The organism is Rhodopila sp., from assembly GCF_965277165.1.
Lineage (GTDB): Bacteria > Pseudomonadota > Alphaproteobacteria > Acetobacterales > Acetobacteraceae > Rhodopila.
Genome location: NZ_CBDICE010000006.1, coordinates 2,054,163 through 2,066,236, shown reverse-complemented (window position 1 = coordinate 2,066,236; position 12,074 = coordinate 2,054,163). Strand labels below are relative to the sequence as shown.

Sequence of the window (12,074 nt, the reverse complement as noted above, 5' to 3'; positions counted from 1 at the left end):
CATCGGATTCGATAGCACATCGGATTGGCAGCGGGGGGCGGCTTCGGATGCGTGGTTGGGACCAGCGACGGGATGGACTTTTCAGCTATGTCCGGCCGGAGAGCCGGATCCCCAGCAGCCACCCGCTTCGCCTGATCCGTCGCGTCGCCGATGAAGCCCTGGCCGCCCTCGACGCTCCGTTCGCCGCGCTCTACTCGGAGAACGGCCGGCCCTCGATCCCGCCCGAACAACTGCTGCGCGCGCTGCTGCTGCAAGCGTTCTACAGCATCCGCTCAGAACGGCAGTTGATGGAACAACTAAACTACAACCTGCTGTTCCGCTGGTTCGTCGGCCTGTCGGTGGACGATCCGGTGTGGGTGCCGACGGTGTTCAGCAAGAACCGCGACCGGCTGCTGGAGGGCGACATCGCAGCGGCGTTCATGGCCGCGGTGCTGAACCTGCCGCGGGTCAAGGCGCTACTGTCGGACGAGCACTTCTCGGTCGATGGCACGCTGATCCAGGCCTGGGCCTCGATGAAGAGTTTCCGCCGCAAGGACGGCAACGACGAGCCGCCCGCCCCCGGGCGCAACGGCGAACGCAACTTCCACAAGGAGAAGCGCTCGAACGAGAGCCACGCCTCGACCACCGATCCGGATGCGCGTCTGGCGCGCAAGTCCAACGGCGAAGGCGCCAAACTAGCGTTCACCGGGCATCTGCTGATGGAGAACCGCAACGGCCTGGTGGTGGACGCTGGTCTGACGCATGCCACCGGGACGGCAGAACCGGAGGCGGCGCTGGCGATGCTGGAGGCTCTGCCGGACGCCGGCCACAAGACGGTTGGCGCCGACAAGGCCTACGACACCGCCGCCTTCGTCGCCGACAGCCGCGCCGCTGGCGTCACCCCGCATGTGGCGCAGAACATCAACGCCCATCGCGGGTCGAACATTGACGGGCGGACGACGCGGCACGCCGGCTACCGGGTCAGCCAAGTCGTGCGCAAGCGGATCGAGGAAGCCAACGGCTGGATCAAGCAGGTCGGCGGCATGGCGCAAACCAAGCTGCGCGGGGTGAAGCGGGTCGCGTGGATGTTTGTGTTCAAGGCTGCGGCTTACAATCTGATCCGGTTGCCGCGGTTGCTGGCGACAGGATGAGTCTGCCCGGGATCTCCCCAAGGCCGCATCAGCGGCTTTGCCGCACCGGAAAAATCGCCGAAATTTGCCGTGGGAACCGTCAATCGGCTGCAACTACACGCGAAATCCGATTTTCACAGGGCTTTTTCAGCAGCCTGCTAAGGCGGAACACCCGCTCACAGCACCAGCGACCCAGCGGTGAACGCCAGCACGAGGAAGATCAGGAACACCACAAGAGCGATGAAAAACAGCACCTTCGCAATTCCCGCCGTCGCCGCCGACACCCCGGAAAAGCCAAAAAATCCCGAGATGATCGAAACCACAAAGAATATCAGCGCAAGCTTCAACATCACCAAAACCCTCATGCCAGCACAATCCGCGGCTTTCACGGAACGCGCGTCAATCACAACGAACGAACAGCCGGTCTCCTGCCGTCGACCGCAGCCGTAGGGTCGTGAGCGCCCGTAACGCGAACGTCCGGCCTGCCCCCGCCCCAGGCCGCAAAACGCGCCTGCAAGAACGCCGGCAGGTTCACCGTCAGCTCTTCCCCCCGTCACTCCACCCAGCGCCCGGTTCAGCCGAACCGGGCGCGCGCCATCGGCTCAACGCAGAAAGCGCCGCCGCGGCGGTTCCGACGCCAACGGACTGGACGGTGAGTGAATAAAGAACGCAGCCGCGTAGGCGATCGCCGCGATGCCGATCAGGGACAGCAGCGGCTGCTGCTGCACCGTCTGGCCGACATACTGTCCGGCATGGGTCGCGGCGTCATAGGCGGTCTCTCCCGCCTGGCCGGCCTTGCGGCGCACCGCCTGCGCGGCATCGCCCATCGCGCCGCCCGCCCGACCGGCATAGTCGGAGGCCTTGTCCGCCATGCCGCCAAGCTGCTCCTTGGCCGAACCATACTGGCCCTGCACCTTGCCGGCCGCTTGATCCACCTTGCCATCGGCCTGCATGCCCGTATCGCCCGTCAGCCCGCCGGCGGCGTCCTTGACCTTGCCCATGGCATCCCTTGCGGTGCCCTTGATCTCGTCCTCGTTCATGTCGGTCAGCCCTAACCTTGGTTGCAGTCGTTCGGTGTCCGCTATCGGCAGCCGCGCGGCATCCGGGCCCGGCGTATCAGCGAAATCGGCCGCCCGCCAGTGCCCAGCCGCGCCGACCGGCGCCGCGATGCGCGGAGCAGCCAGTGCGCCCCCGCCGCCGGCCGCTATGGCGCCGATCAAAAGCCCGGCAAACCCCAGGAAAGACGCATGCGAGGCCGCCGCCGCGCTCGCTTGCGCAGCCTGTTTCGCGGCCTGCATCGCGGCTTCCCTGTCCTGCTCGAATCTGGCTTGGGCGTCATCGACCCGCTTCTCGGCGTCCGCCTGACTGATATCGGCCTGCGCCGCCACGATCGTGGCAATGCGCTGCTTCGCCGTCGCCATCCTGTCCCCGCCCGCCGCCAGATCGGGCAGTTGCGCCCCGATCGCTTTGATCGCGTCCGCCCGGGACATGCTCGCCGGGTCCGGCGGCGGTTGCAGCAAGCTCTGCGCCTGCTGTTGCAGCATGTTTGGATCGAGGCCGGTGATCCGCTCGATGTTCGGCTTGGCACCCTGGCCCACCGCCGATGCCGCGCCGCCCAGCGCGCTGGCGGCGGCCGAAACGGTTCCCCCGATCACCGAGGACACCCCCCCGATCAGCCCACCCACCGCGGAACCGATCAGCCAGGTCGCCAGCAGCAGGGTCAGCCCCCAGATCACCAGCCCATGCAGCACGCCGTCGAAACGCTGCGCCACCGCCGCCAACCGGGCCGCGGCATAGCCGCCGACGACCAGCGCGATCAGCGTGCTGGCCAGCAACCAGAGACCGACGCCATTGCCGAAAGCGCCAAGGCTGAAACCACTCGCGCTCAAACCGTTGACGTCAGTCGTCCCCCCGGCGTTCGGTGCGACGAAGCCGAGACCGATCCCCGAACCCAGCAGCCCGAGCAGGAGCTCGATGGCGACGACCAGAACCACCCCGGCGAAAATCGCCGACCAGGACATTCTTGGGTGCGTTAGCTCCGGCCCTTCGGCCGACCCCGCCGCACCATACGTCGTGGACATGAAGGAAAACCTTTTCCGATTAAAACGGCCGGCGGCGGCGCGCCGGCACCCGCCCGCCGGATCATCGCGGGTGGCATGACGACCGCCGCCCGCGGCCGATCTTGCCCGCGAGCCGATCATCCGCCAAACCCGCCGCGCCATTGTTTATGCGTCGCTTGTCCGGTGCAACACCCCCGACCCCGGATCCGGAGGTGGTGTCGCCGTCCAGGCCGCCGACCGCACGATGGCCGAGCGCTCCGACGTGCAATGTCGCGGCTTATCGCCCGACAAAACGCGCAGGCGCTGACCCAACCTGCCGACACATCGGATACCGAACCCGGCTTCGTCGGGAGTGGCCGGGGTCAAGCCCCGAGCACGCCGCGGGCGGCTTGGACTTGACGCCGGCTACCCCGACGCAAGCACCAACGTCGGGGTATCAGTGCCGCTCCAAAACAAGCCACCGACGACAAATCGGGGAACTCACGCGGCCGGTGCCACCGACGTCGGGCCGCTCAACCCACAGCCGCCTGGAACGCCGCCAGCACCTCGCCCCCGAAGCAGGCGAACACCACTCGCTCGATCGAGCGGTCATCGGCCAGGAACGCCGCCACCGTGCCAACTGCGATCCCCGCCGCCTCGGCGATCGGATAGCCGTAGATCCCACAACTGATCGCCGGAAACGCGATCGTCCGCACCTGGTGCGCCACCGCCAGTTCCAGGCTGTGCCGATAGCAGCCGGCCAGTTGTTCGGCCTCGCCGAGGTGGCCGTCACGATAGCGCGGCCCGACCGCGTGGATCACGTATTTGGCCGGTAGCCGGTACCCCTTGGTGATCCGGGCCTCGCCAGTCGGACAGCCGCCGAGGGTGCGACACTCGGCCAGCAGTTCTGGGCCGGCGGCGCGGTGGATCGCGCCATCGACCCCGCCGCCGCCCAGCAGCGACTGGTTCGCCGCGTTGACGATGGCGTCAACCGCCAGGGAGGTGATATCGGCCTGTTGCAACACGATCCGCCGCATTCAGAGCCTCGCTTCCGACCCATCCGACAGGGGCCTACCTCTTTGTGACTTTTTATCGTTTAACCTCGCCCGACTTCCGCCCAAAGATATACAGACAGTCGTCCGAATCACCCCGCCGACCGCATGCCCTCGGCGACGATCGGGCGCAATTTCGCATGCAGATGCGGGTTGCCGGCGACAATGTTGCTGGTCTGCCGCGGGTCGCCCTCGGCAACGTCGGTGGCATAGCCGCCCGCCTCACGGACCAGTAAAATACCGGCGCAGATGTCCCACGGCTTGATGCCAAGTTCCCAGTACGCATCGAACCGGCCATGCGCCACCCAGGCGAGATCCAGCGCCGCGGCGCCGAACCGGCGGATGCCGGCGACCTGGGGCATCAGCGTGCCCAAGGTGCGGCCAAACGCGCGCTGGCGCGGGCCCGAGACCGCGCCGAACGGGATGCCGGTGGCGAACACCGCCTCGTGCAGTTCGCGCCGGGCGGAGACCCGCAGCCGGCGCTCGTTGACGAAGGCGCCGGTGCCTTTCTCGGCCCAGAACATCTCGTCGGCGGCGGGGGCGTAGATCACCCCGGCATGGACCTCCGACCCGCCATCGGGCAGCCGGCGTTCCAGCCCGATGCTGATCGCCCAGTGCGGCATGCCGTGCAGGAAGTTGGTGGTGCCGTCGAGCGGGTCCACCACCCAGCGCCAGGTCCAGTTCTCCGAACCCGACGCGCCGGATTCCTCCATCAGGAAGGCGTAGCCGGGGCGCGCCTTGTTGAGTTCCTCCTTCAATGTCTGTTCCGCCCGCAGATCGGCTTGCGAGACGAAGTCGGACGGTCCCTTGATGCTGACCTGCAACTGCTCGACCTCGGCGAAGTCACGCAGCAGCCGTTTCGCCGCCTTCTGCGCGGCGTTGGCCATCACGGTCAGATGCGGGGAGAGACGGAACGCCATCAGCCCTTGGCGCGCTCCACGTAGCTTGCGTCCTCGGTGCGCACCACGACGCGCTCACCGGCCTCGATGAACGGCGGCACGTTGGTCTTCACCCCGTTCGACAGCCTGGCCGGCTTGTAGGACGACGACGCGGTCTGGCCTTTGACCACCGGGTCGGCCTCGACCACTTCCAGCACCACCGAGGCGGGCAGGTGGATCGCCACCGGGTCGCCCTCGACCAGGTCGACCACCAGCTTCATCTGGTCCTGCAGGAACGGCGCGGCGTCGCCCATCAGGGTGGCGGGGATGTGGGCTTCCTCATAGGTTTCGGGGTCCATCAGCACCAGGTTGGCGCCGTCGCTGTAGGAGTAGGTGTATTCTTTTTCCTCGGTGGTCAGCCGCTCGACGGTGTCGGCGGTGCGCCAGCGTTCGTTGGTCTTGTTGCCCGATTTCAGGTCGCGCATCTCGACCTGGATGAAGGCGCCGCCCTTGCCGGGAGTGATGATCTGCTGCTTCAGCACGGTCCAGCGGCGGCCTTCGTGCTCGATCACCTGGCCGGCGCGAATCAGGTTCGCCTGCTGCTTCATGGGATGGGTCCGTGCGGTGATGGGAATGGGGTGCGGGGTTCTAGACCGGGGCGGGTCGGCCGGCAAGGTTGTCGCCCGACCGCTGAGGCGAGACCGCGCGCTCCGCTGGGCCGGCCATGGTTCGGCGTTGGCCGGCCCGATGACCGCGCAGGTATCGAACAAAACACGCTCGGCGGTCTTGCCGCGTTGGGTGATGGTCATGCGGTCGAGCTCGCGATCGATGGTTTCGCTGGTCATTGTGGTCAACCAACCTGAATGGTCGGGCAGGGGGTGGGCCACTTGCGTCAATCCGCGACCGGCGCGTGGTGGCGGCTCCGGGGGACTTCCCAGGGGGCGCTCCAGGGGACGCCCCGCCGTGTTGCGCCGCGGCCGCGCGCAGGCTAGCCGGGCGGCGAGATTCCGAGATGGGGCAGGTCCCACGATGCTGGCCGACCGATGTATGACGTGATCATCCTGGGGGCCGGGGCGGCGGGGCTGATGTGCGCGATCCGAGCCGGGCACCGTGGACGCCGGGTGCTGGTGCTGGATCATGCGCCGCGGGCGGGGGCGAAGATCCTGATCTCGGGCGGCGGGCGGTGCAATTTCACCAACACCGGCACCCAGGCCGAGCGGTTTTTGTCGGACAACCCGGATTTCTGCCGTTCGGCGCTGGCCCGCTATACGCCGGCCGATTTCGTGGCGCTGGTGCGTCGCCATGGTATCGGCTTTCACGAGAAGACGCTGGGGCAACTGTTCTGCGACGGTTCGGCGCGCCAGATCGTGGCGATGCTGCTGGCGGAGTGTTCGGCCGCCGGCGTCGAGTTGCGGCTGGGGCATCGGGTGATCGATGTCGGCCGCGCGGATTCGTTTGCTGTGCAGACCGATCATGCAGGGTTTTCCGCCGCCAGCCTGGTGCTAGCGACCGGGGGGCTGTCGATTCCGAAGCTGGGGGCGTCCGGGCTGGCCTATCGGCTCGCCACCCGGTTCGGGCTGCGGCTGACCGAGATCCGGCCCGGGCTGGTGCCGCTCTGCTTCGATGGCGAGCTGCTGGAGTTGATGCGGCCGCTGGCCGGGGTGTCGGTGGATTGCGAGGTCGGGGTCGGACGGACGGCGTTCCGCGAGGCGGTGCTGTTCACTCATCGTGGGCTATCGGGGCCGGCGGTGCTGCAGGTTTCTTCGTATTGGCGGCGGGGGCCGATCCGGCTCGACCTGCTGGTGGGGGTCGATGCGGCGGAGTTCTTGTTGGCGCGCAAGCGGACCCGGCCGCGGGCGGGGCTGGGTTCGGTCCTGGGGGAACGGTTGCCGGGCCGGCTGGCGAGCGCTCTGTCCGGCGCGGCGGAGGCGACGCGGCTGGCCGATCTGCCGGATCGAGCCCTGCGCGCGGTGGCGGCGCGGTTGTCGGGTTGGCAGGTGATGCCGTCGGGGACCGAGGGTTACGCCAAGGCCGAGGTGACCCGCGGCGGGGTGGATACGCGCGATCTGTCGTCTCGGACGATGGCGGCGAACGCGGTGCCGGGGCTGTTCGTGATCGGTGAGGCGGTGGATGTGACCGGCTGGCTCGGGGGCTATAATTTCCAATGGGCCTGGGCCAGCGGATGGTGCGCGGGGGAGGCGATTTGAGCGGGTTTGGGAGCTGGGTTCAGGCGGCTGGGCTGGGCAGGGTGGCCGGCGACGAAGGGGGTTGCGGGGGCGGGTGTTGCTGGGATGGGCGTTGCGGCGGCGGGCTTTGCGGCGATTGGCTTTCCAGCGGCGGGTTTAGCAGCGGCGGGATTTGCGGCGATGGATTTTGCAGCGGCGGGCTTTGCGGCGGCGGGTTTTTTGGCAGCGGGATTTGCGGCGACGAGCTGTGCGTCGTCGGGCGCTGATGGGATGGGCCGGACGAGGCTGCTGCGGAGAAGGACTGGCGTTGCGGGGATGCAGCGGGCGGGGACGCAGCGGGCGGGGATGCAGCGGGCGGGGGTGGTGACTGCAGGGAGGTGGCGCTGAGCAGGCGGGTTTTCAGCGACGGGTTGCCTCGGGTCAGGGCGCCGGCGGTCCGGGTCAGGGCGTTGATCCGGGTCAGTTCGATGCGCTGCTGGGCGGCGGGAAGGTCGGCCAAGCCGGTGCTGTATTCGGCGGCGACCTCGGTCATCGCGCTGGCCCAGGCCAGGTCGCGCTGGCGCGGGGTGAGCGGTTCGCCGGCGGGGTCGGCTGCCCGGGCCTGGCGGAGCTGGTCGCGGACCTTGCGCAGCTCGGCGATCGCCGAGCTGTGGTGGTCGGCGTCGTCGCGATCGGGTTCGGCGGCCGGGGGTGGCGGGCGCTCCGGAAGGTCGGCCGCGGCGAGCGGCGGGGGATGGGCGCCGGCGGCCGAGACGTTCAGCGAGGTGCGGCTGAGCGCGTTGGCGTTGCCTCGGAGTTTCAGCTTCATCGACAGCGACAGCTCGGGCGGCGCCGACAGCCTGAGATTGTCCAGCGAGGCGATGGCGAAACCGACGATCTGGGAGATGCTTACCAGATTGCCCTGCCCGCCGGTCTGACAGGCGGCGATCGCCTGCAGCGCGGCGAGGCGGGCATCCTGTACGCCCCCGACGGTCAACAGCGGGGTGAGCATGGCGAGCACCACTCCCAGCAGGTGGTCCGCGCGATCCGTCGGGGTGGTCGGGTGGTTTGTCGCCGGGGTCATGGGATCAGGTCGCCGGGGCGGATCGGGCGGATTTTCGGCAGCTTGTGGATGCCCTTGAGGCGGTTCTCCTCGAACTCGCGGCGGTATTGCAGGCCGACGCGGCGGGCCAGATAGGCGGCTTGCTGCGGTGTCGGGTCAGCCATCACGATCATGCCGCCGCCGGGCAGGATGCCCTCGGTATTGGCGATGTCGAGGCCCTCGTTCTCGTGCTCGATGCGCTCGCGTTCGAGGAATTCCTGGGCTGCGGCGAGGAGCTGTTCGGTCCAGGCGGGCGGCGGTTCGGCCTGGTCGTTGGCGGCGTCGCGGCGCTGATTGGCGAGGCAGCGATCGAGCATATGGTCCATCGTGGCGCTGGGGTTATCGTCGGCCGGGGTCCAGATCCGCGGGGTGGGGCGTCCGACCGGCACAGCCAGCGGCTTGACCTGGCGGCGTTCCAGCGCGCGCAGCATGGCATCGAAGGTGCGGGCGGCGGAGGCGGCGGTGGTGATGTGGCGGGTGCTTTCCCCGTTCGGGCGACGCAGGTTCATGCCGATGCGCCAGCAGGCGGAGGCGGCGTGGTAGGCGGCCAAAGCCTGGACGCCGATCATGACCTCGATCTCGTCGCGCGGGTGCAGGGCGGCGAGGCCGAGCAGGGCGGCGTGGGCGCGGCGGTCTTGCCAGGACTGGGGTTCGTCGGGGTCGAGCGGCAGGGTGCGGATCAGGGTGCGGATGGCCTCGGTCATGAAGCTGGGGCTGAACGGGCCGTGGTGGTGGAAGATGGCGTCGCGGTGGTAGGCCGCGATGGGGGTTGGGGTGAGTTGGGGTTGGCTGTCGGGCTTGGGTTTTGTTGGTTTGGGGGTAGGCGTTTCGGAGGCGGGATCTTTGGCGGCGGGATTTGGGGAGGCGGGATCTGGAAAGGTTGGGTCTGGGGAGGCGGGATTTGGGGAGGCGGTGTCTGGGGAGGCGGGGTCTTTGTCGGCGGGGTCTTTGTCGGCGGGGTCTTTGTCGGCGGTGTCTGGGGAGGCGGGATTGCGCATCGGGCTCAAAATTCGTGGTTGAAGTTCGTGATTTGTTCTAAAGTATCGATTGAGGTGGGGAGGGGGGCGGCGGGTGCAAGGGGGTTGGTGCAAGAAATGGCGTGCGGTTGGGGGATTGGGGAGGGGCGAGGCGTTGGGGCTTGCGGCCTGCGCGACCGGTTCCGTCGATCTTCCGGCTTTGCTGGCATTGATCACGAAGCAGGAGAACAGCGACACGGAGTGCCACGAAGGTTGGGCGGTGGACGGGCGCTGTCGCGGGTGGGGACAGGTCTTGTCGGATGGTTATGGAAGATCCGGCGACTGCTGGAAGTGTAAACGGCGGGACCTACCTGACGGACGCCGTTCGGCGATCTGGCGACCCGACGGCCGGGACGATTATCCTTCGGCCGATGACCCGACCTCAAAGGGCGCCGCCGCTGGCGGTCCGCTTCGCGACTATGGGCCGTGATCTCGGCCATCGCCAGAGAGTCCTGCCCGGCATGCCATGGTATGGATCAGTAGGGCCGCGTCTGGTTATTCGACGCGGTGCTTCCGACCAGTGTCCGTGAGGTCGAGATCAGATTTTTGCGCTTCAGTTTTGAAGTTCGAAGATCTTCCGCTTGATGCCGCTGATCGCCTTGGCCGGGTTGAGACCCTTCGGACAGGTATTCGTGCAGTTCATGATGGTATGGCAGCGATACAGCTTGAAGGTATCGTTCAATTCGTCCAACCGCTCTCCGGTGGCTTCGTCACGGCTGTCGACGATCCAGCGATAGGCTTGCAGCAAGACGGCTGGTCCCAGATAGCGGTCGCCATTCCACCAGTAGCTGGGGCACGAGGTCGAGCAGCAGAAACACAGGATGCATTCCCACAAGCCGTCGAGCTTGGCGCGCTGCTCTTTGCTTTGCAGCCGTTCGCGATCCGGCTGGACCGGCGTTTCCGACTGGAGCCAGGGCTGCACGGAGGCATATTGCGCGTAGGCCTTTGACAGGTCGGGAACCAGGTCCTTGATCACCGCCATATGGGGGAGTGGGGTGATCTTCACCGCGCCGGTCACGTCCTCGATTGGCTTCAGGCAGGCCAGCGTATTGGACCCATCGATGTTCATCGCGCAGGACCCACAGATACCTTCGCGGCAAGAGCGTCGAAAGGTCAATGTCGAGTCGATCTCGTTCTTGATCTTGATCAACGCATCGAGCACCATAGGCCCGCAGGCGTCGGGGTCGATTTCGTAGCTATCCATGCGCGGATTGTTGCCGTCATCGGGGTTCCAGCGATAGACCTGGAACTCGCGGACCCGCTTGGTTCCGGCCGCCGCCTTGTAGCTTTGACCTCGCTTGATGCGGCTGTTGGCGGGAAGTCTGAAAGCGACCATCAACTAAACCTATATCGTTTGCGCAGCATCATCATACACCGCCCAGCGGGTCAATCAGGCAGCCACCCGCGTGGCGGACACAATGGGCGCTGGTGCGGTGGTGAACCGGGCCAAGGATGCGCCGTTGCATCTGTTATTTCGGATCGACCGGGCGCGGCGCAAGGCCAGTCGAAGGCACATTGATCTGGCAGCCCTTCAGGGTCCTGGTCGCTGGAATACGCGGCGGTCGTTGGCGAACAGCAGATGCAGAGCGGCGAGACGGGCGGGCAGCGTTCCTGGTTTTCAGTGGCCTGCTGATCCCATCCGTCCGCCGTGGAGTGCGGCGAACTTCTGGGGCAGGAGACTAGCGGGGAGCCAGGTTCTGTTGCTGCACTGGGGCCCGCCCGCTTGACGGCGCCGCCGCGCCATAACCGGCAGGAGCGCCGCCGCTTGAGGGCTGCTGATATTGCGGATAGGGCGGTGCGTAACCGGGGCGTGGCGTGGCCGGGTTTGCGGCGGAGCCGTAGCGGGTCAGCACGTCGCGTAGCGGATCGGCGCCGGGATTGCTGCCCTGCATCTGCATCACCAGTTGGCGCGAAGCGAGCGGCTTGCCGTAGTAGGACTGATCCCAGGCGCTTTGCGCCGCCATCACGCTGCCCTCCAGCGCCACGCCGGCGAACAATCCGCGCGAGGCGGCGAAGGCGACGATATCGGCGCCGACCGCGGTGGTGGTCGAACCCTGGATGCCGGCCCCCAGCGTGGCCACCGCGATGCCGGCGTTGGCGCCCAGCTTGAGCTGGCTGTCGAGCACCGCGTTAAGCCCGCGTTCGGTCAGGATCATCAACAGCAACTCGTTGTCGGCGATGCCGAACTGGAAGCCGAAGCTGCCGCTGCCGATGGTGTAGAACGCCGGATAGGACCAGGTGCCGTTGCCGGCGCGAGCCAGCAGCACGCAGTTGCCGCCCTCACCGCCGAAGAAGAAGCCGGCCTTGAAGATGCGCGGACAGATCATCACCGCCTTGGCGCGGCGCAGCAGGGTGCGGGGGTCGTTCGACACCGTCTGGGTCATGATGTCCTGCACCGTCAGCGCCGAACGATCCACCAGGGTCTGCTGTTCGCCTGGCGTGTTGGCCGAACACGATGCCTGCAGCAGCGCCAGCATCGCCAGCGCGGCCGTTGCCACGAACCGAATCATGCGTCTGTGTCTCCCTGCCGTCGCCGACCATGGCCGGCCTGATCGCGCGCTGAAAATCGTCCCTGGTCGATCGCACGATCGGCGTGCCGCGGACGGTCCGCCCGGGCCGCGACCATGCTCCGACTATTGGCTGCATAGGATGGATCGCCGAGTCGGACCGACCCCGTTCGTGGCGGGCGGTAAATTTTGCCGGGGTGGGCGCG

At 67.4% G+C, this 12,074-nt stretch carries 11 protein-coding genes; 2 read left to right on the top strand and 9 right to left on the bottom strand.

Going from position 1 to position 12,074, the window contains the following annotated elements; all coding sequences use genetic code 11:
- The first annotated feature begins 47 nt into the window (after positions 1-47).
- Positions 48-1,130 carry an IS5 family transposase gene (locus tag ACQY4Y_RS21685; protein ID WP_428492647.1) on the top strand — a complete coding sequence of 361 codons (1,083 nt, stop codon included), beginning with the start codon at positions 48-50 and terminating at the stop codon, positions 1,128-1,130.
- Between the two features lie 155 nt (positions 1,131-1,285).
- On the opposite strand, the gene ACQY4Y_RS21680 is transcribed toward ACQY4Y_RS21685, so the two are convergent.
- The 5 genes from ACQY4Y_RS21680 to efp all read right to left on the bottom strand — a co-directional run bounded on the left by ACQY4Y_RS21680 (position 1,286) and on the right by efp (position 5,686).
- Positions 1,286-1,474, bottom strand: coding sequence for a DUF1328 domain-containing protein (locus tag ACQY4Y_RS21680; protein WP_428492646.1), 189 nt, complete (start codon positions 1,472-1,474; stop codon positions 1,286-1,288).
- 237 nt (positions 1,475-1,711) lie between these two features.
- Entirely contained in the window at positions 1,712-3,190 is a 1,479-nt protein-coding gene (locus ACQY4Y_RS21675; protein WP_428492645.1) for a CsbD family protein, read from the bottom strand.
- 491 nt (positions 3,191-3,681) lie between these two features.
- On the bottom strand, positions 3,682-4,185 hold the full coding sequence (locus ACQY4Y_RS21670) for an O-acetyl-ADP-ribose deacetylase (RefSeq protein WP_428492644.1): 504 nt from the start codon (positions 4,183-4,185) through the stop codon (positions 3,682-3,684).
- A 107-nt stretch (positions 4,186-4,292) separates the two neighbouring features.
- The gene (locus tag ACQY4Y_RS21665; protein WP_428492643.1) at positions 4,293-5,120 is read right to left on the bottom strand and encodes an inositol monophosphatase family protein; all 828 of its coding nucleotides are present in this window, start codon (positions 5,118-5,120) and stop codon (positions 4,293-4,295) included.
- A complete protein-coding gene (gene efp / locus ACQY4Y_RS21660) occupies positions 5,120-5,686 on the bottom strand; it encodes an elongation factor P (protein WP_428493692.1) in 567 nt (188 codons plus the stop codon). The genes ACQY4Y_RS21665 and efp overlap by 1 nt, the downstream gene beginning before the upstream one ends.
- 435 nt (positions 5,687-6,121) lie before the next feature.
- Here efp and ACQY4Y_RS21655 point away from each other — a divergent pair, with 435 nt between their 5' ends.
- The gene (locus tag ACQY4Y_RS21655) at positions 6,122-7,285 is read left to right on the top strand and encodes an NAD(P)/FAD-dependent oxidoreductase (protein ID WP_428492642.1); all 1,164 of its coding nucleotides are present in this window, start codon (positions 6,122-6,124) and stop codon (positions 7,283-7,285) included.
- Positions 7,286-7,304: 19 nt separating this feature from the next.
- On the opposite strand, the gene ACQY4Y_RS21650 is transcribed toward ACQY4Y_RS21655, so the two are convergent.
- The 4 genes from ACQY4Y_RS21650 to ACQY4Y_RS21635 form a co-directional block, all read right to left on the bottom strand.
- Positions 7,305-8,327, bottom strand: coding sequence for a hypothetical protein (locus ACQY4Y_RS21650; RefSeq protein ID WP_428492641.1), 1,023 nt, complete (start codon positions 8,325-8,327; stop codon positions 7,305-7,307).
- On the bottom strand, positions 8,324-9,343 hold the full coding sequence (locus ACQY4Y_RS21645) for a hypothetical protein (protein ID WP_428492640.1): 1,020 nt from the start codon (positions 9,341-9,343) through the stop codon (positions 8,324-8,326). Before ACQY4Y_RS21645 ends, ACQY4Y_RS21650 begins: the two co-directional genes overlap by 4 nt.
- A gap of 571 nt (positions 9,344-9,914) precedes the next feature.
- Positions 9,915-10,697, bottom strand: a complete 783-nt coding sequence (locus ACQY4Y_RS21640; protein ID WP_428492639.1) for a succinate dehydrogenase iron-sulfur subunit — start codon at positions 10,695-10,697, stop codon at positions 9,915-9,917.
- Positions 10,698-11,040: 343 nt separating this feature from the next.
- Positions 11,041-11,871: a lipid-binding SYLF domain-containing protein gene (locus tag ACQY4Y_RS21635; protein ID WP_428492638.1), complete on the bottom strand. Its 831-nt coding sequence runs from the start codon at positions 11,869-11,871 to the stop codon at positions 11,041-11,043.
- Positions 11,872-12,074: the final 203 nt, after the last annotated feature.